Source organism: Allobosea sp. OK403 (assembly GCF_900113835.1).
Lineage (GTDB): Bacteria > Pseudomonadota > Alphaproteobacteria > Rhizobiales > Beijerinckiaceae > Allobosea.
This window is the reverse complement of record NZ_FOQV01000010.1, coordinates 152,796-174,529: the sequence shown is the minus strand read 5'-3', so window position 1 is coordinate 174,529 and position 21,734 is coordinate 152,796. Positions and strand designations below refer to the sequence as shown.

19 protein-coding genes are annotated in these 21,734 nt (G+C 65.0%); 12 read left to right on the top strand and 7 right to left on the bottom strand.

What is annotated here, in order from left to right; genetic code table 11:
- Nucleotides 1–125: 125 nt before the first annotated feature.
- The 5 genes from BMZ97_RS25275 to BMZ97_RS31780 all read left to right on the top strand — a co-directional run bounded on the left by BMZ97_RS25275 (nt 126) and on the right by BMZ97_RS31780 (nt 5,973).
- Nucleotides 126–1,922 carry a NirA family protein gene (locus BMZ97_RS25275; protein ID WP_092176399.1) on the top strand — a complete coding sequence of 599 codons (1,797 nt, stop codon included), beginning with the start codon at nt 126–128 and terminating at the stop codon, nt 1,920–1,922.
- A gap of 124 nt (nt 1,923–2,046) precedes the next feature.
- The gene (locus BMZ97_RS25270) at nt 2,047–3,630 is read left to right on the top strand and encodes a sulfite reductase subunit alpha (RefSeq protein WP_092176396.1); all 1,584 of its coding nucleotides are present in this window, start codon (nt 2,047–2,049) and stop codon (nt 3,628–3,630) included.
- A gap of 446 nt (nt 3,631–4,076) precedes the next feature.
- Nucleotides 4,077–5,099 (top strand): PAS domain-containing protein, encoded by a 1,023-nt coding sequence (locus BMZ97_RS25265; protein WP_092176394.1) that lies wholly within the window; start codon nt 4,077–4,079, stop codon nt 5,097–5,099.
- Between the two features lie 333 nt (nt 5,100–5,432).
- Nucleotides 5,433–5,669 (top strand): hypothetical protein, encoded by a 237-nt coding sequence (locus tag BMZ97_RS25260; RefSeq protein ID WP_092176391.1) that lies wholly within the window; start codon nt 5,433–5,435, stop codon nt 5,667–5,669.
- Between the two features lie 169 nt (nt 5,670–5,838).
- Nucleotides 5,839–5,973 (top strand): hypothetical protein, encoded by a 135-nt coding sequence (locus BMZ97_RS31780; RefSeq protein WP_280141785.1) that lies wholly within the window; start codon nt 5,839–5,841, stop codon nt 5,971–5,973.
- A 132-nt stretch (nt 5,974–6,105) separates the two neighbouring features.
- Here the strand turns inward: BMZ97_RS31780 and BMZ97_RS25255 are convergent, their stop codons facing one another.
- Nucleotides 6,106–7,029, bottom strand: coding sequence for a MurR/RpiR family transcriptional regulator (locus BMZ97_RS25255; RefSeq protein ID WP_092176389.1), 924 nt, complete (start codon nt 7,027–7,029; stop codon nt 6,106–6,108).
- Nucleotides 7,026–7,784, bottom strand: coding sequence for an HAD-IIA family hydrolase (locus tag BMZ97_RS25250; protein WP_092176386.1), 759 nt, complete (start codon nt 7,782–7,784; stop codon nt 7,026–7,028). The genes BMZ97_RS25255 and BMZ97_RS25250 overlap by 4 nt, the downstream gene beginning before the upstream one ends.
- Nucleotides 7,785–7,983: 199 nt before the next feature.
- Here BMZ97_RS25250 and BMZ97_RS25245 point away from each other — a divergent pair, with 199 nt between their 5' ends.
- From BMZ97_RS25245 to BMZ97_RS25230, 4 genes are all read left to right on the top strand, one after another.
- Nucleotides 7,984–8,907: an ABC transporter permease gene (locus tag BMZ97_RS25245; protein WP_092176383.1), complete on the top strand. Its 924-nt coding sequence runs from the start codon at nt 7,984–7,986 to the stop codon at nt 8,905–8,907.
- A gap of 6 nt (nt 8,908–8,913) precedes the next feature.
- Nucleotides 8,914–9,849, top strand: coding sequence for an ABC transporter permease (locus BMZ97_RS25240; RefSeq protein ID WP_092176381.1), 936 nt, complete (start codon nt 8,914–8,916; stop codon nt 9,847–9,849).
- Nucleotides 9,850–9,906: 57 nt separating this feature from the next.
- Nucleotides 9,907–11,475: an ABC transporter substrate-binding protein gene (locus BMZ97_RS25235; protein ID WP_092176377.1), complete on the top strand. Its 1,569-nt coding sequence runs from the start codon at nt 9,907–9,909 to the stop codon at nt 11,473–11,475.
- Between the two features lie 146 nt (nt 11,476–11,621).
- Nucleotides 11,622–12,500: a metallophosphoesterase family protein gene (locus BMZ97_RS25230; protein ID WP_092176375.1), complete on the top strand. Its 879-nt coding sequence runs from the start codon at nt 11,622–11,624 to the stop codon at nt 12,498–12,500.
- A gap of 48 nt (nt 12,501–12,548) precedes the next feature.
- Here BMZ97_RS25230 and BMZ97_RS25225 read toward each other — a convergent pair whose 3' ends face one another.
- Nucleotides 12,549–13,361, bottom strand: coding sequence for a class I SAM-dependent methyltransferase (locus tag BMZ97_RS25225; RefSeq protein ID WP_092176372.1), 813 nt, complete (start codon nt 13,359–13,361; stop codon nt 12,549–12,551).
- Nucleotides 13,362–13,706: 345 nt separating this feature from the next.
- Between BMZ97_RS25225 and BMZ97_RS25220 the strand changes: the two genes are divergently transcribed.
- From BMZ97_RS25220 to BMZ97_RS25210, 3 genes are all read left to right on the top strand, one after another.
- A complete protein-coding gene (locus BMZ97_RS25220; RefSeq protein ID WP_069690505.1) occupies nt 13,707–13,970 on the top strand; it encodes a hypothetical protein in 264 nt (87 codons plus the stop codon).
- Between the two features lie 521 nt (nt 13,971–14,491).
- Nucleotides 14,492–15,991 carry an ABC transporter substrate-binding protein gene (locus BMZ97_RS25215; RefSeq protein ID WP_092176369.1) on the top strand — a complete coding sequence of 500 codons (1,500 nt, stop codon included), beginning with the start codon at nt 14,492–14,494 and terminating at the stop codon, nt 15,989–15,991.
- Nucleotides 15,992–16,599: 608 nt separating this feature from the next.
- Nucleotides 16,600–17,505 (top strand): S1C family serine protease, encoded by a 906-nt coding sequence (locus BMZ97_RS25210; RefSeq protein ID WP_092176367.1) that lies wholly within the window; start codon nt 16,600–16,602, stop codon nt 17,503–17,505.
- Between the two features lie 285 nt (nt 17,506–17,790).
- On the opposite strand, the gene BMZ97_RS25205 is transcribed toward BMZ97_RS25210, so the two are convergent.
- Genes BMZ97_RS25205 through BMZ97_RS25190 form a run of 4 tightly spaced genes read right to left on the bottom strand, consistent with a single transcriptional unit; the run spans nt 17,791 to nt 21,606 of the window.
- Nucleotides 17,791–18,702: an aldose 1-epimerase gene (locus tag BMZ97_RS25205; protein ID WP_092176364.1), complete on the bottom strand. Its 912-nt coding sequence runs from the start codon at nt 18,700–18,702 to the stop codon at nt 17,791–17,793.
- Between the two features lie 14 nt (nt 18,703–18,716).
- Nucleotides 18,717–19,541, bottom strand: coding sequence for an NAD-dependent epimerase/dehydratase family protein (locus BMZ97_RS25200; RefSeq protein WP_092176361.1), 825 nt, complete (start codon nt 19,539–19,541; stop codon nt 18,717–18,719).
- A gap of 2 nt (nt 19,542–19,543) precedes the next feature.
- Complete coding sequence (locus BMZ97_RS25195) at nt 19,544–20,404, bottom strand: SMP-30/gluconolactonase/LRE family protein (RefSeq protein WP_092176359.1); 861 nt, start codon at nt 20,402–20,404, stop codon at nt 19,544–19,546.
- A complete protein-coding gene (locus tag BMZ97_RS25190; protein ID WP_092176356.1) occupies nt 20,401–21,606 on the bottom strand; it encodes a mandelate racemase/muconate lactonizing enzyme family protein in 1,206 nt (401 codons plus the stop codon). The genes BMZ97_RS25195 and BMZ97_RS25190 overlap by 4 nt, the downstream gene beginning before the upstream one ends.
- Nucleotides 21,607–21,734: the final 128 nt, after the last annotated feature.

Genomic DNA, 21,734 nt, shown 5'->3' with positions numbered 1-21,734 from the left:
CCCTCATCCGTCAGCGCTTCGCGCTGCCACCTTCTCCCCACGCATGTCGGATGTTTCCGACATGCGCACTTGGGTACCCATCTCGGGCAAGCCCGAGATGGGTGGGAGAAGGGAGGGCGCCAGCCATGAGTGACGATTTCAGCCCGGACCAGAAGCGCTATCTCGAAGGCTTCATGAGCGGCATGCAGTCCGCCCGCGCCGCGCGTGGGCTGGGCCCGCTCGGCGGGGCTGCGGGGGCCGGCGCCGCCGCGCCGGCCGGTCCCGACAAGGAGCATCAGGAGGCGCAGGCGCGCATCGTTGCCGGCGGCGGCAAACTCGTTGATCAGGAGAAATGGAAGGCGGCCGAGCACCCCTTCGACGCCTATGCCCGCTTCAAGGCGCAGGCCGAGGCCGGCACCTATCCCAAGCCCGAGGACAATTTCCGCTGGCGCTATCACGGCCTGTTCTACGTTGCCCCCGCGCAGAACAGCTATATGTGCCGGCTGCGCATTCCCAACGGCATCCTGAAGGCCTGGCAGTTCGAAGGCGTCGCCGATCTCGCGGAAAAGTTCTGCGGCCCCTATGCCCATGTCACCACCCGCGCCAATCTGCAGGTCCGCGAGATCAGCGCCGAGAACGCAGCCCTGCTGCTCGAAGGGCTTGCCGATCTCGGCCTCACCGCCAAAGGCTCGGGTGCCGACAATATCCGCAACGTCACGGGCTCAGCCACGGCCGGCATCGACCCGCTCGAACTGCTCGATACGCGTCCCCATGCCCGCGCCTGGCACCACCACATCCTGAACGACCGCTCGCTCTACGGCCTGCCGCGCAAGTTCAACGTCGCCTTCGACGGCGCGGGTTCGATCGCGACGCTGGAGGACACCAACGATATCGGCTTCCAGGCGATAGAGCTGGGCGAGGGCGCCAGTTTCGAAGGCCAGCCCATCGAGCCCGGCATCTGGTATCGCCTGGCGCTGGGCGGCATCACCGGCCATCACGACCTCGCGCGTGACACCGGCGTCATCGTCGCGCCATCTGACGCCGTCGCGGTCGCCGACGCGATCGTGCGCGTCTTCATCGCCAATGGCGACCGCACCAACCGCAACAAGTCGCGCTTGAAATATGTGCTCGATGCCTGGGGCTTCGACAAATTCCTCGCTGCGGTCGAGGACAAGCTCGGACGCAAGCTGGTCCGGGTCGATGCGAGCCTGGTGGAGCCGCGCCCGGTCTATGACCGCCTCGCCCATATCGGCGTGCACAAGCAGGTCCAGGCCGGCTTGAACTGGATCGGCGTGGCGCTGCCGGTCGGCAAGCTCACCGTGGCGCAGATGCGCGTCATCGCCTCGATCGCCAAGAGTTGCGGCGATGGCGATATCCGCCTGACCGTCTGGCAGAACCTGCTGATCTCCGGCGTGCCGGACGCCAAGGTCGAGGATGTTGTCGCCAATCTCGAGGCGATCGGTCTCTCCGCCGAGACCTCGATCCTGCGTGCGGGTCTGATCGCCTGCACAGGCGCGACGGGCTGCAAATTCGCCGCCGCCCACACCAAGGAGGATGCGCTCGCCATCGCCGCCCATTGCGAGCCGCGCATCACGCTGGAGACGCCGGTCAACATCCACCTGACCGGCTGCCACCACTCCTGCGCCCAGCATTATATCGGCGATATCGGCCTGATCGGCGCCAAGGTGCCGGTCAATGAGGAGGGCGACACCGTGCCCGGCTACGATCTGCTCGTCGGCGGCGGCTATGGCGTCGATGGCGGCATGGCGCGGCCCTTCCGCGAGAAGGTTCGGGCCGAGGACGCTCCGGCGCTGGTCGAGGCGGTCCTGCGCACCTGGCAGATCCATCGCGCCGCGCCCGACGAGAGCTTCGTCGCCTTCGCCCGCCGCCACGAGATCGAGGCGTTGCAGGCGCTGGTCGCGAGCACCGGAGACGCGGCATGAGCCCGGTTCTGCATAACCGTCATGGTCGGCCTTGTGCCGACCAACCACGTCTTCCGCCGTCGAGTTCTATGATCAAGACGTGGATGCCCGCCACAAGGGCGAGCATGACGGGGAGGGGCACCTTATGACGCTCCAGTCCCCGTCCCCCATCGTCCAGGTCCTGCCCGAGACCGCGCCGTTCTCCGAGGAGCAGCGCTCCTGGTTGAACGGCTTTTTCGCGGGCCTGCTTTCACTCGACAATGCCGGCGTCACCGCGCTCTCGCCCGCCGAGAATGCCGCCGTGATGGGCGCCGCCGATGACGGCGCGCCCTGGCACGATCCGGCCATGGAGATGGCGGAGCGCATGAAGCTCGCGCAGGGCAAGCCTTTGCCGCGCAAGCTCTTCGCCGCCATGGCGCAGCAGGATTGCGGCCAGTGCGGCTATGTCTGCGAGACTTACTCCGCAGCGATCGCTTCCGGGCAGGAGCCGCGCCTGAACCTCTGCGCGCCCGGCGGCAAGGATACGCTGCGCATGCTGAAGACGCTGGTGGAAGAGGGCGGCGCCGCTCCCGCGGCGCCGATGGCCGAAGCCGCGCCAGTCGCACCCGCCGGCCCGGTTGGCCGTTCGCGCGAAAACCCGGCCATGGCGACCTTCCTCTCGCGCCGCAAGCTCAATGGCGAGGGCTCGGAGAAGGAGACCTGGCATGTCGAGTTCGATCTCTCGGAATGCGGGCTCGACTACGTCGTCGGCGACGCCTTCGGCATCATCGCCCGGAACGATCCGCGCCTGGCCGATGCGGTCATCGCGCTGCTCGGTGCGCGGCCGGACGCGCCCGTTAGCGGCAAGACGCTGCGTGAGGCGCTCATCAGCGATTGCGCGCTTGGACCGGCGCCCGATGCGCTGTTCCAGCTCATCTCTTATGTCACGGGCGGCGAAACCCGCGCCAAGGCCAAGCGTCTTGCGGCGGGGGAGGATCCCGACGGCGATCTCGACCGGCTCGACGTGCTCGGCACGCTGCACAAATTTGGTCAGGCGAAGCTCTCGGCCGAGGCCTTCGTCGAGGCGCTCGACCCGTTGCAGCCGCGGCTCTATTCGATCTCGTCCTCACATCTCGCCACGCCCGGCCGCATCACGCTGACGGTCGATACGGTGCGCTACAAAATCGGCACGCGCCCGCGCTGGGGCGTGGCCTCGACCTATCTCGCCGAGCGCGTCCAGCCCGGCGACAGGGTGCCGGTCTATGTCCAGCGGGCGCACGGCTTCGGCCTGCCGGAGAACCCCGCGACGCCAGTCATCATGTGCGGCCCCGGCACCGGCATCGCCCCGTTCCGCGCCTTCCTGCATGACCGTAGGGCGACGAAAGCGCCGGGCAGGAATTGGCTCTTCTTCGGCCATCAGCGCCGGGCTTCGGATTTCTTCTACGAGGACGAATTGAATGCGATGAAGCAGGAAGGCGTCCTCACCGGCCTCACCTTGGCGTGGTCACGCGACGGCAAGGAGAAGATCTACGTTCAGGACCGCATGCGCGAGCGCGGCGCCGAGCTCTTCGCCTGGCTGGAGCAGGGCGCGCATTTCTATGTCTGCGGAGACGCCAAGCGCATGGCCAAGGACGTCGAGCGCGCCATGGTCGATGTCGTCGCCGAGCATGGCGGCCGCTCGGCCGACGAGGCTGTGGCCTATGTCGCCGCGTTGAAGAAGGCCGGGCGCTATCAGGCCGATGTCTACTGAGAAACAGAGCGTTTTCGAGTGAAGTGGATCCTGGAGCGCGTGAACAAACGCCTCCAAACTGTGATCTACATCAACTGAGCCATGCGTTTTTCTGGTACAAACAGCGTTCCAGCATCCAAGCGCGGCCAATAAGCAGACCGCTGGCGAAATTGTAACATTGTTACTATTAAGACGTCGTTCGCGCTTGGCCAGCGAGTAATTGCCTTGGCGTCGGCTGGCCGAAATCTCCGATTCGTTACGGAACCGGGACATGTTCCCGGCGCTTCGAGATGGAGCTGATAGGCTCTGCTTATGCTATGATAGCCAATGGCGATTCAACGATGGGTGTATCTATCTTTGACCGCCAATTTTAGCATCATTCTAAATTGTATTGTGGCGAGTGATTCGAGACTGGCGTCTGCGGCGCAGATGCCGGGAAGCGCGTCGACACTGGATCGGGGGGTCCAATGCTGACTTTCTTCAACGAAGACGAGATCTTCGGTGAAACTTTGCGCTTCATCGAGGAGCGGGTTCCGCTTGGCATTTTTTCGATGGCGCTGCCGTCGCGCAAGGTGCGCTGGTCGGCCGGCATGTATCGGTTGCTGGGCCTCGATCCGGCAACGCACCAGCCGTCCGAAGAGATGTTCCATGCGCTGATTCACCCGGCCGATCTTGGCCCGCGCGCCGAGATCGAACTGAGCTTGCGCAACGCCATGCCGCTCCACCGCGATATTCGGATCCTCAACCCGAAAGGGCAGTTGCGCTGGGTGAGGGTCAATGCCGAGTTCCTGCTGGATGATCGTGGCAGGCCGCATCGTCTGGTCGGATCCTTCCTCGACGTATCCGCCGAATACGAGGCGCGGCAGCTGATCAAGGCGAGCCAGCGACGCTTCGATGCGATGGCCACGGCCTGCACCCCGGTCTGGTGGAGCGCCGGGCCGGATGGGCGGATCGAATGGCTCGAGGGCTGGGAGGAGCTGACGGGGCAGGACCCCGAACACAGCCGGGATTGGGGCTGGGTCGCGATGCTCCATCCCGACGATACCGAGCGCGTCGTCGCCGAGCGCAACAGGGCGCTTGAAACCGGCCGGGTCTGCGAGATCGAGATGCGGGTCCGCCTGCTCGACGGCAGCTATCGCTGGGTGTGCGCGCGCAGCGTCCCGGTCCGTGACGATGCCGGCGAGATCACCGAATGGGTCGGCGGCTGCATCGACATCCACGCCAGCAAGGAATGGCCCGCGCCGAGCTGTGCGACAGGCGGGCTCAGCGGCGCCCAGATTCGCGGCGGGCGCGGCATCGTCAACTGGTCGGTGAAGCAGCTCTCGGAAGCCACCGGCGTACCCGTCTCGACCATCCGTCGCATCGAGGAGTTCGACGGCTTCGTCGGCTCGCATGCCACTGCGGTCGAAAAAATTTATCACGCCCTCGTGAGAGCGGGTGCAGATTTTGTCACGCCGCCGAATGGCAAGCCGGCGGTACGCCCGGCCTGAGCCGGCACAATGGCCTCGCGATTGCGTTGGATGGTATGTCGAGCAAATTTCGCGTGTGACGTGTATTCTTAAGCGAAAGTTAACGCAAAAATTGCTCGAATTGACCCTAAATGGCATGAGAGGGCTGCAAGAAAGGTAAATTGCTCGTCAATATCCTGTGCCTAGCTTGGTCTCGTCGGCTGTCAACGGCTCAACAAGACAGCCATTCGGGGGACTGGCATGGCGACGAAATCCTTGGAAAAGCACCTTGTCGTTGCGGAGACGCAATCACATCGTGCGGAGGCCGCACATCGTGAGGAAGCCGGCACGTCTGCCTGGCTATCGGCAAGTGCGATGACGGCGCGCAATGAACTGCACGGGCTGGCGACGCTATCGCAAGCGCAATGCGAAACGGCGGACTATGTCGCCGAACTGGCGCAGTCTCTGGCGATCCTGACCCGCAAGAGCGGTCTGCGCTCGCTCGCGGATGTCCTGAACGTCGTCGCTCACGAGGCCGAAGCGATGGCCAGGACGGGCTTTGCGATTCTCGATGAGGCGCGCAAGGTGCCGCAGCGCTCGCAGGCGGGTTAGCAAAGGCTCGCGAGCCGGGGGGCGGGCGTTGCGCTCGATAGGCATCGCAGAGCTCAAACCCGGACAAGCGGGCTCGGTGTCGGGTGAACTCCCTTGGCTACGGCCCCGCCATCGGCTCGGTTGTGTCGACGGCAAGAACTCTATTGACGGCAAGAACTCTATCGATGGCATGAACCGCCAGGCGCAGGCTGGAGCGCGGTCGTTCAAATCCCTGCTGGTCCTGCGGGCGGATCTGCGCCCGCTCGGCCGCTCCCGCCACTGGCGCGGCCACCGCCGGCTGATCCGCCCGCGCGAGCGCCGTTAGGGCATTTTCTGTTCAGCCTGCCCCGTCATTGCGAGGAGCGTGAGCGACGAAGCAATCCAGGAGGGCTCGCTCTACGCTTCCTGGATTGCTTCGCTGCGCTCGCAATGACGGTGTGGCCCACTCCCGGAAACCTCAATACCGCTTGGTCGAGAGCACGTCGAAGGTCTTGCCGATCGTCGCCAGGGCCTTGTCGTAATCGGCCAGCGACAGGCAGGCGATCAGCGCGTCGATGATGGCGAGCTGGGCGATGCGGCTGGTCATCGCCTCCGTGCGGAACTGGGTTTCGCGCGCCATGGTGTGCAGCACGATATCGGCATGGGCGAGCAATGGCGACTTGCCGAAATTGGTGATGCAGATCGTCGTCGCACCGGCCTCCTTGGCGAGCCTGGTCGCCGTCACGGTCTCATGCGTGCTGCCGGAATGGGAGATGGTGATGACAGCCACATCCGGCCCGGTCAGCGAGGCGCTGATCGCCTGGACATGGGAATCGACCACCACCTTGGCCTCGACGCCGATGCGCAGCAGGCGGTAATTCGCGTCCTCTGCGATCGGGGCGGCGCTGCCGATGCCGTAAAGCTCGACGCGACGCGCTTTCAGGATCGCGGCGACGGCTGCCTCCATCGCGCCGGTGTCGAGCACCTTCATGGTGTCGTGCAGGGCCTGAAGATCGCTGCGGAAGATCTTTTCGATCACCGTGCCGGTGCCGTCGCTGCGAGCGAGATCCTCATGGATGAACTGGACTGGCTGCACCAGATCGCGCGCCAGCGCGATCTTGACCTGCTGGAAGCCGCGCGCGCCGAGCTGTTGGCACAGCGAGATGACGCTGCCTTCGCTGGCGCCGGTGCGCTCTGCCACTTCCGTGACCGACATATGCACCACCTCGCCGGCATGACTGATGAAGAAATCGGCGATGCGAGCGGCGGTCGGCGGCAGGTTGGTGCGCAGCGCCCGCAGGCGATCGAGCGCACCCTCCAACCCGGAGGATGACGGGCTCTTACGGATCTCCGCAGGCTTGCGAATCTCTGCAGATTTGGAGGCGGGCTTCGCAGCTGTCATGCGGTCAGGGCCAATGCGCCGGTGCTTCCGTGACGGGACGGGGCGCTTCCCAGGAGAGGGAACACCCCGTCGCGGATCTCGAAATAGCGCAGGCCGAAGCGCCGCGCACCTTCGCCATCGGTCGCGGGATTGTCGCCGACCATCATGACGGCGCGCTTGGGCAATTTGAGCAAGCCAAGCCCGGCCTCGAACAAGGCGGGCTCGGGCTTGCCGATGACGCGGTGCGGTACCGGGCCGGTGCAGGCGATGAGAGCCGCCAGCAGCGCGCCCGTCTCCGGCACGATCGCACCATTGGGGCCGGGATGGACAAGGTCGGGATTGGCGGCGACGAGCTCGGCGCCGTCGCGCACGGCATTGGCCGCGATCATCAGGCGCTCATAGGAGAACTGCCGGTCGCGCCCGAGGAAGACGATGTCGGGTCGTGTCTGCACCGGCACGAGCCCCTGGTCGCGCGCATAGGTCATCAGGCTCTTGCTCGCCATCATAGAGATGCGGGCGCGCGGCAGGCGCAGCGCGATCTCGTCGAGCGCTGTCGTTCCCGCAAGCACGATCCGGCGCTGATTGACTGCCAGGCCAAGCCGCTTCAGGCCGCGCGACAGCTCCAGCGGCGTATGCTCGGCGTCGTTGGAGACGATAACGAAACGGCCCTCCAGCGCTTCGAGAAAGGCGCTTGCGCCCGGCAGGGCCTGCTGGCCGCGCACCAGGGTTCCGTCGAGATCGACGAGACAACCGCGAACATCCTGAAGCGAGCCCATCGCGCGAATCTCAAAATCCACCAGCTAGAGGCCCGCAGCCATGAACTGAGATTATCTCAGTGTCAAATCTGATATTTACTGAGCTAAGTTCATCGTCCTGTCATGAAGCGCTGCCACCACATCGCCATCGCAGCACAGCCCGAGGCGGAAGCCGGGCAGACAACGCGATGTCCCGTGGCGACCCAGGCAGGGGGAAGACATGCTCGAATTCCTCACAGGCCGCGTGCTGCGGATGGCGATCACGCTGTGGGCGATCGTCTCGGTCGTCTTCCTCGCCACCCGCCTGACCGGCAACCCGATCGACTTCCTGATGCCGGAAGGGCTCGACGCTGCCTCGCGGCGCGAGATGATCGCCTATTGGGGGCTCGATCGCACGGTCGTCGAGCAATACTGGCTGTTCTGGCGCTCGCTGCTTTCAGGCGATTTCGGCCTCGGCCTGATGGAGCGCCGGCCGGTCGCGACGATCTTCACCGAGCGGCTCTGGCAGAGCGCCTCGCTGCTGGTCGCGACGCTGGCGCTGACGATCGGTGTCGGCGTGCCCGCCGGCATCCTGGCGGCGATCTGGCGCGGCCGACCGGGCGGAAGCGGCGTGCTCTTCGCGGCTTTCCTCGGTTACGCCATCCCGAATTTCGTGCTCGCCATCCTGCTGCTGCTGGTCTTCTCCTACACGCTGCACTGGCTGCCCAGCGCCGGCTCCGGCACGCTGCTGCATTACGTCATGCCGACGATCGCGCTGTCAGCCTATTTCGTCGCGGCGCTGGTGCGCTACACCCGCAACGCCATGCTCGACGTCCTCTCCGAGGACTATATGCGCACGGCCCGCGCCAAGGGCCTGTCAGAGCGCGCGATCATCCTCGAGCATGGCCTGCGCAACGCGCTGATCCCGGTCATCACCGTGCTCGGCCTGCAGATCACCACGCTGGTCTCGGGCGCGGTGGTGGTCGAGACCGTCTTCGCCTGGAACGGCGTCGGCGACCTCCTGGTCGGCGCGACGCTCAAGCGCGACTACCCGGTGCTGCAATTCGGCGTTCTCGTCGTCGCGAGCGCGGTGATCCTCGTCAATCTCGCGGTCGATCTCACCTATGCGCTGGTCGATCCGCGCGTGCGCCTGGCTGGAGCCTGAGCGGTCATGACCGATATCCTCGACGCCAAGATTCTGGACGCCAATATCGCTTTTCCGCCGCAGCCCAAGCCGCGCGCGCAGCCCAAGTCGCGTCGGCGCTTCGCCTTGCCGGCGGGCGTGAATGTCCTCGTCGCAGGCGCGGCGCTGCTCGCGCTCATCCTCGTCCTTCTCGCGCTGTTTGCGCCGGCGCTCGCGCCCTTCGAACCCGACCAGCAGAAGCTGCTCGCCCGCTTACGTCCGCCGATCGGCTTCGAGCGCGCCAATCCGGCGCATTGGTTCGGCACCGACCAACTCGGCCGCGACCTGCTCTCGCGCTGCCTCCATGGCCTCAGGCTGACGCTGGCGCTGGCCTTGTTCGGCACGCTGATCGGGCTTGCGCTCGGGGTTTCGCTCGGGCTCGTCGCAGGCCTGTTCGGCGGCTGGGCCGATGCGCTGATCATGGGCTTCGTCGACATCATGCTGTCGCTGCCCTTCACGCTCGTCGCGCTCCTCGTCATCGCGCTCGCCGGGACCGATGTCACGGTGCTGATCTGTGTGCTCGGCATCGCCTATTGGGCGCATTTCGCCCGGCTGGTGCGCGCCCAGGTGCTCGGCTTGCGCGAATTGCCCTTCGTTGAGGCGGCGCGGGCCGCCGGCGCGACGCGCTGGTACATCGCCACCGTGCACATGATCCCCAACATCGTCTCGCCCATCGTGGTGATGGCGAGCCTGAACTTCTCCAACCTGATCCTGCTCGAATCCGCGCTCTCCTTCCTGGGGCTGGGCGTCCAGCCACCGACCGCGACGCTCGGCTCCATGGTCGGGCAGGGGCGCGACTACATGGCCTCCGCGTCCTGGATCGTGGCGGTGCCGGCGCTGCTGATCGTGCTCGTCAGCCTGGCTGCCATGCTGCTCGGCGATTTCCTGCGCGACCATCTCGACGTGCGGCTGCGCGAACGCTGACGCCCGCCTGCCTGCCACGCCTCTTCCTCTCCCGCTCGTCTCGAAAGGGCAAAAACCATGCTCAAGACCTTGCTGAAGACCGCGCTCACTGCCGCGCTCGCCACCACGGCGCTCACCGGGCTCGCCGCCGCGCAGGAGCTCAGGGTCGGCGTGCAGAACATGGCGCCCTGGCTCGATCCCGGCCGCGATTTCTCCAATGTCGGCTCGCAATTCTACTTCAATGCCTTCGATCCGCTGATCGGCAAGGACGCCAGCCGCGCCGAGAGCGTCTGGCAGCCCGGCATCGCCACGAGCTGGAAGCAGGTCTCGCCGACGCAGATCGAGCTGAAGATCCGCCAGGGCGTGACCTTCCACAATGGCGACTCGATGACGGTGGAGGATGTGGTCTTCTCCTTCGACCGCATCATCAACTCGACCTTCCCGCCCTATGCCGTGCGCAAGCGCGACACCCTGCCCAACATGGCCAAGGTCGAGGCTGTTGACGCCGAGACGGTACGGATCACCGCCACCAAGCCCGAGCCGCTGTTCGAGACCTTGCTCAATGTGCAGCAGGGCATGATCGTGCCGAAGAAATACGTCATGGGGCTGACGGGCGATCCCAATGTAGCCGAGCCCAGCGATTTCGAGGCCTTCGCGCTCAAGCCTGTCGGCACCGGCCCCTACAAGATCACCGAATTCGTGCCCAACCAGAAGCTGGTCTATGAGCGTTTCGACGGCTTCTGGGGCGAGAAGGCGCCGTTCCAGAAGGTCACGGTCCAGCGCATTCCGGAGCTCTCGGGCCGCCTGACGGCGCTGAAGAACGCTGAGGTCGACCTCATCACCAATATCCCGCCCGACCAGCTCGATCCGATCGCGTCTGATGCCAAGCTCAAGGTCGAGGGCATGCAGACGCCGCTCTTCCACGTCGTCATCTTCAACACCCAGAACCCGAAGATGGCCAATCCGAAGCTGCGCCAGGCGCTGTCCTACGCCATCGACCGCAAGACGCTGAACGAGGCGCTCTGGTTCGGCAAGGCGAAGGTGCCGACCTCCCATACATTCGCGCAGTTCGGCCCGCTCTACATGCCGGAGCTCGACACCTTCGAATATGATCCCGCCAAGGCCAAGGCCCTGCTGAAGGAGGCGGGCTATGACGGTTTCCCGATCCGCTTCGACACTCAGGCCGCCTATTACACCAACGGCCTGCTCGCCGCGCAGGCGATCCAGGAGATGTGGGGCGCGGTCGGCGTCAAGACCCAGCTCAACGTCACCGAGCAATGGACCGGCTCCGAGCCCTCGATGATGGCGCGCAATTGGTCGAACCCGATGTATTTCCCCGATCCCGCCGGTTCCTTCGGCATCATGTGGGCGCCGACCGGCAACTCCGCCTCGGAAGGCCGCTTCAAGGCCGATGAGGCCTATAGCGCGCTGTGGGAGAAGTTCCGCTACTCGACCGATCTTGCAGAGCGCAAGCAGGCCTATGCCGGGCTGATGCAGATGATCAAGAACGACCCGCCGGTGCTGCCGCTCTACCAGCCCTACGAGTCCTACGGCATGAAGCGCTCGCTCGCCTGGCGGCCCCTGCCCGGGCACATCCCCTATGTGCTCGATTTCCGCGCCGGCCGCGTGACGCTGGCGGCCCGCTGACACCGCCTGACGCCGTCATTGCGAGGAGGCGCAGCCGACGAAGCAATCCAGGAAGGCTCGCTCGACTGCCCCTGGATTGCTTCGCTTCGCTCGCAATGACGGCTGCACCTTTGTCCCAGCCATCTCCAACCCTTCCGAGCCCCGCCATGGCCAAAGCCCTTCGCCTCGCCTTCGTCGCCGATATCCATCACGGCGAAAACAGTTTCACCAAGATGGGTGCCCACGCCCTGCCGCTGATGGCGGAGTTCCGCCGCTTCGTCGCGGAGGCACGGCCCGACGCCGTGATCGATCTCGGCGACCGCATCTCCGATTGCGACCAAGCGACCGATCTGCGGCTGGAGCAGGAGGTCGCCGAGGCGTTCTCGGCCATCGCCGCGCCGCGCTTCCATCTCTGCGGCAATCACGACCGCGACCATCTCAGCGTCGCCGAGAACGAGGCGATCCTGGGCCAGGCGCTCGGCCATCGCATCATTGATCTCGGCGACTGGCGGCTCGTGCTCTGGGCCGCGGATTCGAAGATCCACCGTCCCGGCGGCTTCGTGTTGCAGGAGGCCGATCTGCTCTGGCTCGCCGCGACCGTGAACGCCGCCGACCGCCCGCTCGCGATCATGAGCCATGTCCCGATCTCCGGTCATGGCCAGATCGGGAACTATTATTTCGAGCGCAACCCCGAATTCTCGACCTATCCCGGCGCGGAGCGGGCGCGCGCCGTGTTGCGGCAGGCTAAGGTCCCAGTCGTCTGCCTCTCCGGCCATGTCCATTGGAACACGCTGACGACCGTCGACGGCATCCCGCATCTGACGCTGCAATCGCTGACCGAGAGCTTCACCACCCTGCCGGAGCCGGCCGGTGCCTGGGGCCTGCTCGAACTCGACGGCGCGATCACCTGGACCGTCCATGGCAAGGACCCGTTCTCGGCGCGGATCGAGGCGGCGGAGACCCTGCGCCGCTGGATGACACCGCTGCAGCCCTTCCACGAGCATCCCGAGCTGCGCCTGCGCCGGCTGGCGCTCGCGGCGGAATAGACGCGCTCAGGCAGCCGTTATCTGCTCCAGGGCCCGCTAGAAAACGCTCTAGAATACGGCCAGGATGACGTGGGCCTGAATTTTGGCGGCGACCTCGCCGCTGCCATGTCTGTCTGCAATTGCGGATGTGGCGCAGTCGGTTGCCGCATTCAGCTGTCCCGCGCCTCTGGCCTCGATCTCGTTGCGAAGGGGAGTTCCCTGGCAATACGCAATGGCGGGAAGGCGCGGCGAGGCTGCACGGCTCTGCTCGGCTCTCGTCTCGATCGCCACATCGGAGAACCCTGCCGCCTCCAGTTCGCTGCGGATCAGGGCTGTGTCGTGGTAGCCATGCGGCGTGCGCGCCAGAAAGCGCGGCGGATCCTCTGGAAAGAGCCGTGCGAGGGCATTCGTCACATCATCGGCAAACAGGTTCTCCTCGATGCGGTCCCAGACGTTGAACAGGACATGCCCTCCGGGCTTCAGGACACGCCTTGCTTGCCGGTAGGCAGATACGCGGTCGGGAAAGAACATCGCGCCGAACTGACAACACACCAGGTCGAAGGCCGCATCTTCAAACGGCAGCGCCAAAGCATCCGCCTGGCGCCATGTGATGCGTCCATTGGGAGCTTGCCGCGAGGCGGCGTAGTCGAGCATCGGCTGGTTCAGGTCGGTGACAACATAGCTCGCACTGGCGGATAGTTTTGGCGCCAATGCGCGGGTGACGACCCCGGTGCCCGCGGCGATTTCCAGGACGGCGCTCGGCGACAAGGACGCTGCGCGTCGTGCCAGGTCTGCGGCGAACGGCTCGAAAATCAAGGGCACCATATAGCGGTCGTAGTTTTCCGGAAGCGAGCCGGCGAAGACCTTGTCCGTTTCCAACATCGCTATCCCCCGCCATCCGTTTGAGGCCTCGCAAGATCAGCCTATGCGAGACCGGCATATGATCATGCGCGTCGGGTGGTTTTCGACCGGAAGGCGCCCAACTGCATGCGGGCTTATGTCGGCTATAGTTGTGCGACAGCGGACCTAAGCTCGGGCTGCCGAAATCCATCATAACAGCCGCGGACGTTCGCCAATAGCGCCCAGGCGGGTGATTCAGACTCCCAAACGGGTATCTCTCATCATGCGTCGTCGAGCAGGGTCCAAGCCGGGAGAGTCAACGGCAAGGCATATTTCGTTGGTGCTCCGAGCCCGTTGTGTCATAGGCAGTCCTGAAACGGAGACACAATGGCCGAGATAACGATCACGCTGCCCGACATCGCGACATGGACGAAAGCCGTCCTCGTCGAGGCAGGAATTCCAGCCGGGGCAAAATTTACGTCGGTCCGCTTCCTGAAAGGCGGCACGAAGATTGGCCAGTCGACAGGTATGTCTGACACCTTGATTGCTCGCCTGATGTGCATCAAGCGCGGCGGCGGCGTCACGGACGCCAAAATGAACAAGGTTCTGAGCGGCTATGTGTCGTGCACCTTGGTGGCGATGATCGACTGATCGTCGCTTCGCCGTACGCCTCGTTGCATGAGAGCCAACCATCTGCTCCCGCGCTACCATTTGGCCCGCGATTGACAGTGGCCCAGGCCATCTGAATGCCGTAAGGCAGTCATGTCGCTCGCTGCTGGCCAGCTCTGGCCAGACTTGCGACATCCTAGGTTGAGCTACCCATAGCTCCCGATGGAAGGCGGCTCCGCAGTGATGCGGGGCCGTTTTCGTTCCGGCTCGCAACATGGAGCCAGGCGCGCTCCTGCGACCTGAAGCGCGCGATTGCGGCGTGAAGTCAGCGGAAGACGGCCGATGGCGGCAGCATTGATCATGATCGAGCCTGCAACGGCCGCATCGTCACGCGATCCCGGCGGGGGTGAACCATCCCGGAGAGAGTGTGCGGCGGAGAAATCCTCCCATGACGAGATCTCACAATGGAATTGTGATCACGCGGGTCCAGCACCACAATAGCGGCACGCCCTGGCCACCCGCCTTTGCATCTGGCCGGCTCCGGTTTTAAAAAGGACCGATCGATGACGCAGGTTTGCAAATGGCTGGTCGCAGCCGGCCTAGTGCTCGCCACGGCAACAACACCCGCGCTTGCGGGGGCGGACCGTTTCGTGGTGGACCTCGCAGCCGAGCCTTCGACGCTTGATCCGCAGGTTCAGTGGAATCCCGACAGCTACTACGTCTACCGCAACATCTTCGACAATCTCGTCACGCGCGACGATGCCGGGCAGATCGTCCCCGAGATCGCGACCGCCTGGCGCAACCTGTCCGACACGGAAGTTCTGTTCACGCTGCGTGGCGACGTGACCTTCCATGACGGTTCCAAACTCACCGCCGAGGATGTCGCCTTCAGCATCAGGCGCATCACCGACAAGGCCTTTGCGAGTCCGCAGCGCGGGCAATTCGACAAGATCATCGCGGCGGTTCCGCTCTCCGCGACCGAGGTCAAGCTCGTCACAGACGGTCCCTATCCCGCTCTGCTCGCCCAGCTCGTGAAGCTCTCGATCGTACCCAAGGCGGTCGTCGAGCAGGTCGGCAACGACGCCTTCAATCTGAAGCCGGTCGGTAGCGGTCCCTATCGTTTTGAGAGCTGGCAACGCGGCGTCGCCGTCACGGTGAAGCGCAATGATGGCTATTGGGGTACAAGGGGTCCGTTTCCGACCGTGCTCTTCCGGGCGGTGCCGGATGGTGCGACACGCGTCGCCAATCTCCAGGCGGGCAGCTCCGACCTTGCCGTGGGGCTCGACAGCGACCAGCTTGCCCAATTCACCGCCTCGCAGCGGGTCAAGCCGCTGACGGCGCTGACCGAGCGCCTCGCCTATCTGCGCCTCAACCCGAACCGGCCGCCCTTCGACAATCTCAGGCTACGCGAAGCCGTGGCGCGAGCCGTCGACAAGCAGGGCATCATCGACGGCATTCTCAGCGGGCAGGAGAAGCCGATCGCCCAGATGCTGACGCCGGCGCATTTCGGCTGGGCCGAGGGCATCACCGGCCCTGCTTACGATCCGGCGCGCGCCAAGGCGCTTGTCGCCGAGGCCGGGGCTGCCGCCAAGGTCTCGATTCCGCTCACCACCGCGCCGTTCTTCGATCAGCGCGTCGTCCAGGCGATCCAGCAGCAGTTGCGGGATGTCGGGCTCGACGTGACGATCGAGATGGTCGACACGCCGAGCTTCCTGCAACGCACCCAGCGCGGCCCCGTCGACTCGCCCGTGCTGGCGATCAGCCGTTCGTCCTGTGCCTGCCAGGATGCCGACGGCGCGCTCTACCAGCTGTTCCATTCCGGCAATGGCTGGACGATCACCGAGAACAAGGAGGTCGACGGCTTGCTCGACCGCGCCCGTGCGACGCTCGATCCGGCGGCACGGCTCGCCGATTACCGGAAGCTCCACGAAACGGTTGCTGCAACCTTGCCGGTCGTGCCGCTCTACCAGACCGTCGCGGGTTACGGCGCCGCCAAGCCGCTGCAGTTCACCCCGACGCCAAACGAAAGCCTGTTCCTCAACCGCATGCGCTGGGCGGACTGAGCGGGGTTTCGAGCGCGGGGAGGGCCTTCTCCCCTCATGAAGCGATGCCGCCGGCGCAAGCCGGCGCAGAGAATCGCCCAGAGACCCTTTGGAGACTCCGCGAGCCCTCATCCTGAGAGCGTGGCCGATAATGCGAGCAAGGATTTCAGTTGGTTGGAATCTCGTCTCGAAACGCGCCGTCATCCCGGGCGACTGCAAGGAGACCCGGGATCCATGCCGGAACCTCACTCGCAAGCGCTCAGGAATGGATCCCGGATCTCCGCTCCGCTGCGTCCGGGATGACGGTGCGCCTTTCCTTGATGTTCAGGCTTTTGAAAACAGCGGCATCGCTATCGGCCAGCCTCTGAGGAGCCATTTTCTCGGAAATGGCGTCTCGAAGGATGCTCCAGGAGGTTCCGGAACCATTTGGAGCATTCTTCGAGACGCCGCTTCGCGGCTCCTCAGAATGAGGGCTGGAATTTCCAAACGGGCTCTCAGGAGAGCAGGAGATCAATCTCCCTCCAAGGCCTTGCGATGACGAGGCCGCTGCATAGCTTTCAACAGGCGTATCCAGCTTCTGCAGTTGCGCGCGGCTTGCGCAAGGCACTGCCTCCTTTCAGGATGGAATGATGAGTTTCGGCCCGGCTTTGCAATCGATCGTGGGCGTTCGCACCTCGATCCCGGAAGACGCCTTCACGGCTGCCGCCCTGGGCACCCGGAGGGAGGGCAGTGGCGTGGTCATTCGGGACAACGGGCTGGTGCTCACCATCGGCTATCTGATTACCGAGGCTGAGGATGTCTGGCTGACGACCCAGGCCGGCCGCGTGGTTCCCGCGCATGCGCTGGCCTATGATCAGGAAACGGGCCTCGGCCTGGTGCAGGCGCTTGATCGGCTCGACCTGCCCGCCATCGAGTTCGGCGCCGCGACCGAGGCCGAAATAGGCGACCCCGTCGTCCTGGCCGACGGAATCGGTCAAGTGGTGCGGGCGAACATTGTGGCCAAGCAGGAATTCGCCGGCTACTGGGAGTATCTGCTGGATGAGGCGATCTTTATCGCCCCTGCACACCCGTCATGGGGAGGCGCCGCGCTGATCGGAGCGGACGGCAAGCTTCTGGGCATCGGCTCGCTGCACCTGCAAATGGGCCGGGGCGAGGAGATCTCGGAGGTCAATATGATCGTGCCGATCGATCTGCTTCCGCCGATCCTGAACGATCTGCTCGCCCGGGGCCATGTCGACAAGCCGCCACGCCCCTGGCTCGGTGCCTTCTCGGCCGAGAACAACGGCAAGGTCGTGGTGATGAGCGTGGCTGAGGGAGGCCCCGCGGCCCAGGCCGGCATGCGTCCCGGCGACATCATCTCGGATGTTCGCGATGGCGAAATCGATGGCCTGGCCGATTTCTACCGGAAGGTCTGGGCGAGCGGGCCGGCAGGATCGGAGGTTCCCATCAGGGTCGTCCGCAATGGCCGTGAAACCTGGCTGCGCGTGAAGTCGGCCGACCGCGGCAGCTTTCTGAGAAAGCCGCATCTTCAGTAGCGTGCAGGAGGGCCTTGTGGTGAAGGCCCGTCCCAAGCTCGCAATGACGATGGAGCCTCGACAGAGAACCCTCTCCTGTAAGGAGAGGGCAGGGTGAGGTGTAGGCCGTCATCCGCTGGGGCGCGGCCTCACCGCCGCGTGCGGATGGCTTTGCGCTCTACTGGTCCAGGGGCCGACACCTCATCCCTGCCCTTCTCCTTACAGGAGAAGGGTTCCCCGCGCCTCTCGATGAGGCGCGCGCCAAAGCCCTGCAGGCTTTCCCGACGCCTCAGCCATAAGTCAGCCTCAGCGGCCGTTGGTATGACCGTTCATCGCGAACACAGAGACCCGCATTGTCCTGGCAAGGGTCTCGCCATGTCCAAGCACGGCGAGTTTGCCATGCTGCGCGAGGTCACTGCGATTATGGGCGTCCGGGATATGGCTGACCGGCTCGATGCAGACGAAATCGCGATCAGGGCCGACATAAAGATGCAGGTTTGAAAAGGCCTCCTCGCCACTGACCTTGATCGAGAGGCCCGCGCCCGGCCGTTCCAGCGCGACGAGCCGCGGCTCCCAACCGGAATAGTGAGCATCGAAGCCGGCGACATCCGAAAGCGCGATGCCGCCGTCGAGATCGGGCTCGGTTTGCGCCGAAACGAAGCGCACGGGCAGGTATCGGTCGTCGGATTGCGAGCGGTGAGCGGCAGAGAAGCGCAGTCTCGCGCCCGCTTCCAGCCGAAAATAGGGATGCAGGCCGAGCCCAAAAGGCATCGCCGCGCCGCGATTGGTCACGGCAAGCCGCACCGCCACCCCTCGGGCGTCGATGACGATGTCCTGCACCAGATCATAGGCGAAGACATCGCCGCGATGACGATGCAGCAGGCTGATCGCGCCGTCCTTTTGGGACAGGATCTCAAATGGCGCGAAGCGCGAGAACCCATGGATCGCACATCTCTCCTGTGGCCGATTGATCGGCAGCGCGTAGTCGCGGCCGGCATGGCTGAAGCTGCCGCGATCGATGCGATTGGCGAAGGGCGCCATCGGAAAGCAGCCGACGGGCGAGGGTTCGCCTGGGATGAGCGCGGTGTCGTCGCATCCGCGCAGAATATCGATCAGCCGGCCGTCGGGATGCCGCCAGCTCAGAGCGGTGAGGTTGGCGCCGTAATCCGGATTGACGGCGAGTTCATAGCCATGGGCCGCAAGCGTGATCCGCGACATGTCGCTCTCCCAGCTCAGCGATGCCGGCTATAGCCGATGCCGCAATGAGAGCCGCCCTGGAAGCGGCGGGTGACCGCGTCGCCTGCCTCCGGCTCGACCTGATCAGCGAAGTCCTCGGCATTGTCCTGCGGCACGAAACCGATCCGATGCGCGTCGTCGCCTGTCCACCAGCGGCGCGTATTGGCCGAAATCCCCCATACGACGCCATAGCCGACCTCCGGCGCGGCCAGCGCGGCCAGCACGAGGCGAACAAGATCGGGATAGGACAGCCAGGTCGCGAGGTTCCGCGTTTCCAGCGGCTTGGGCAGGCAGGAGCCGATGCGCAGATGGACGCTCTCGATGCCGTGCTTGTCATGGTAGAGCCGGCCCAGCGCCTCGGCATAGACCTTGGAGACCCCGTAATGCCCATCCGGCCGGCAGGGGTCGGTGATCGCAAGCGGTTGCTGCGTGCGCGGATAGAAGCCGATCGCATGGTTTGAACTGGCGAAGATCACGCGCGCCCGGCGCTCGCGCGCCAGCTCGAAGATATTCAGCGTGCCCCAGATGTTGACCCGCAGGATCGCCTCAGGGTCCGCTTCGGTGTTGATGCCGCCGAAATGCACGATGTCGGTCACGTCGTCGGGGCAGGCAGCCGCAAGAGCTGCCTTGTCGGTGAGGTCGGCGGCCGCAAAACGCGCTCCGCCCGGCATAGGATCGGGAAAGGGCAGGAGGTCGCTGAGACGTAAGCGGTGACCGGCGGCACTGAGGCCCGGCGCGAGCACGCGTCCCAAGGTGCCGGACGCGCCCGTCAGCAGCACATGGCCGGCCTCCGTCGGGTGATGCCGTGATACCGGAGCCATCCTCAAAGCCCTTTCATGCGCGCAATCGGCACGCCGGCGACGGGAGCCTCCGCAATGAACAGGTCGCCATCGCCCGGGCCGGGCAGGGGGCTGATGCTGAGCGATGTCACCGCCAATTGCCGCAATCCCGGTCCGCAGAAGCCCGGCATGGTCGGTGCCTTGCAGGGCACTGGATGGCGCGAGACCAGCGTCCCATCCGGGGCGAAGCGATTGAGCATGCCGGCAGTGACCCCGGCACTCCAGTAATGAGCCTGCACATCGCAGGCGCCGCCATCGGGCCGTCCTGTCGCATCGTCCAGCGTCGCGAAGCGGCGTTTGCCGGATAATTCGCCGGTCTGCGGGTCGAAATTATAGGCGTCGATGGTGGGCCCGCGTGAATCGCTGTGATAGAGGACGCGGCCATCCGGCGACCAGGCGAGGCCGTTCGAGATCTTGATCCCTCCGAAAATCGCCTTGACCGCCCCATTGGCCGAGACCTGGTAGACGACACCGAGCGGCTCCTTCTCCGGGCGGTCATCCATGCTGCCGAGATAGAAGCGCCCGTCGGGCCCGACCTTGCCGTCGTTGAGGCGGTTGGTCTCAGGCTCGGGCGTCCCGGCAAAGCGGCTGAGGCTGCCGCTGTCGGGGTCGAACAATGCGAGCTCGCGCCCGAGAGCCAGGATCAGCCGGCCGCTCTCGGTGAGGCCGAAGGACCCGACCGGCTGCTCGAAATTCCAGCTCGCTGTGCGCGTGCCGTCCAGCGCGATGCCATGGATCGCCGGTGCCAGCACGTCGCAGATGAAGAGGATTTCGCGCCGCTCGTCCCAAAGCGGACATTCGCCGACGCGACAGCCGAGGGCAGAGAGCGTGCGGAAGGCGATCACAGATCGGCTCGCCTTGTCTTCTGGATGATCGCCTCGGGATGTTCGAGCACGTAGGGGCTGAGTTCGAGGCCAAGCCCAGCGCCCGCGAAGGGATAGACGTGTCCGTCCTCGATGCGCGGCATCACCGTGACGAGGTCACGGTACCAGGAGCTGTAATAGGCCCTGACGGATTCCTGGAAGATGGCATTGGGGAGGTTCATCGCGAGATGGATCGAGGCGGCGAAGACGACCGGGCCGGTGCAGTCATGGGGCGCGACCGGGCGCTGGAAGGCTTCGGCCATCGTGCCAATCTTCTTGGCCTCGCTCAAGCCGCCGCACCATGACACATCGAGCATGACGTAGTCGGCTGCCCCCTTGCGCAGCAGTTCGAGAAACTGCGACCGGGTTGCGACGGTTTCGCTGGCGCAGACCGGCAAGCCGGAACGCTGCGCATAGATGGCGAGTGCGTCCGGGTCCTGCATCTTGATCGGATCCTCCGCCCAGAACGGCCGGAATTCCTGAAGGCCGCGAGCGATCGCCAGTGCCGATGGCAGGTCCCACATCGAATGCAGCTCGACCATCACCTCCATCCTGTCGCCGACGGCGTCGCGGATCTGGCGGAAGGGCAGGAGCGCCTTGTCGAGATCGGCCCGGTGGATGAAGTTGCCGCCGCTTTCGACCGCGTAAGGGTCGAAGGGCCAGATCTTCATCGCCGTGATGCCTTCCTCCAGCAGGCTTTGCGCCAATGCGCCGGCATCGCGATGGAAGGCGATCTGGTCCTCATAGGGACCTTCCGCCGCCTGGTCGCCGGCACCGATGTAACGGCGTGCACCGCTCTTGTTGTAGGTGTATCCGGCGCAGGTGTTGTAGGTGCGGATGCGCTGGCGCGAGAGGCCGCCGAGCAGCTGGTGGATCGGCTGGTTCGTCGCTTTGCCGAAGAGGTCCCAGAGCGCGATGTCGACGGCCGACGCCGCGCGCATCTCGACGCCCGAGGAGCGGAACCCGACATAGGTCTCAATCAGCAGCTTCGAGATCGCGTCGATTTCCAGCGGATCGCGGCCGATGAGGAGGGGTGCGACGTCGGAATGCAGATAGCGCGCGACCGCATCCGCGCCACGGAAGGTCTCGCCCAGGCCGATCAACCCCTCATCGGTATGGATCTGCAGCCACAGGATGTTCTTGAGGTAGGGGAGCTGGATGGTTTCGAGCGCGGTGATTTTCATGGGCCGATATCCGTGAGAATGCGGGCGAGGTCGGCGCGGAGACGCGACCTCGCGATGGAGACAGGGCGTGTGCCTCTCAAGGCGCCGTTCAGGACGATGCGCAGTTGTGACGGGCATGATGGCACGCG

Excerpts from the sequence above, each read along its gene's own strand:
- BMZ97_RS25275 (WP_092176399.1), top strand. The coding sequence starts at position 126 with ATGAGTGACGATTTCAGCCCGGACCAGAAGCGCTATCTCGAAGGCTTC.
- BMZ97_RS25255 (WP_092176389.1), bottom strand. The coding sequence starts at position 7,029 with ATGACAGCTGCGAAGCCCGCCTCCAAATCTGCAGAGATTCGCAAGCCT.
- BMZ97_RS25220 (WP_069690505.1), top strand. The coding sequence starts at position 13,707 with ATGGCCGAGATAACGATCACGCTGCCCGACATCGCGACATGGACGAAA.
- BMZ97_RS25245 (WP_092176383.1), top strand. The coding sequence starts at position 7,984 with ATGCTCGAATTCCTCACAGGCCGCGTGCTGCGGATGGCGATCACGCTG.
- BMZ97_RS25240 (WP_092176381.1), top strand. The coding sequence starts at position 8,914 with ATGACCGATATCCTCGACGCCAAGATTCTGGACGCCAATATCGCTTTT.
- BMZ97_RS25225 (WP_092176372.1), bottom strand. The coding sequence starts at position 13,361 with ATGTTGGAAACGGACAAGGTCTTCGCCGGCTCGCTTCCGGAAAACTAC.
- BMZ97_RS31780 (WP_280141785.1), top strand. The coding sequence starts at position 5,839 with ATGAACCGCCAGGCGCAGGCTGGAGCGCGGTCGTTCAAATCCCTGCTG.
- BMZ97_RS25235 (WP_092176377.1), top strand. The coding sequence starts at position 9,907 with ATGCTCAAGACCTTGCTGAAGACCGCGCTCACTGCCGCGCTCGCCACC.
- BMZ97_RS25265 (WP_092176394.1), top strand. The coding sequence starts at position 4,077 with ATGCTGACTTTCTTCAACGAAGACGAGATCTTCGGTGAAACTTTGCGC.
- BMZ97_RS25260 (WP_092176391.1), top strand. The coding sequence starts at position 5,433 with ATGACGGCGCGCAATGAACTGCACGGGCTGGCGACGCTATCGCAAGCG.
- BMZ97_RS25215 (WP_092176369.1), top strand. The coding sequence starts at position 14,492 with ATGACGCAGGTTTGCAAATGGCTGGTCGCAGCCGGCCTAGTGCTCGCC.
- BMZ97_RS25200 (WP_092176361.1), bottom strand. The coding sequence starts at position 19,541 with ATGGCTCCGGTATCACGGCATCACCCGACGGAGGCCGGCCATGTGCTG.
- BMZ97_RS25190 (WP_092176356.1), bottom strand. The coding sequence starts at position 21,606 with ATGAAAATCACCGCGCTCGAAACCATCCAGCTCCCCTACCTCAAGAAC.
- BMZ97_RS25270 (WP_092176396.1), top strand. The coding sequence starts at position 2,047 with ATGACGCTCCAGTCCCCGTCCCCCATCGTCCAGGTCCTGCCCGAGACC.
- BMZ97_RS25205 (WP_092176364.1), bottom strand. The coding sequence starts at position 18,702 with ATGTCGCGGATCACGCTTGCGGCCCATGGCTATGAACTCGCCGTCAAT.
- BMZ97_RS25250 (WP_092176386.1), bottom strand. The coding sequence starts at position 7,784 with ATGGGCTCGCTTCAGGATGTTCGCGGTTGTCTCGTCGATCTCGACGGA.
- BMZ97_RS25210 (WP_092176367.1), top strand. The coding sequence starts at position 16,600 with ATGAGTTTCGGCCCGGCTTTGCAATCGATCGTGGGCGTTCGCACCTCG.
- BMZ97_RS25230 (WP_092176375.1), top strand. The coding sequence starts at position 11,622 with ATGGCCAAAGCCCTTCGCCTCGCCTTCGTCGCCGATATCCATCACGGC.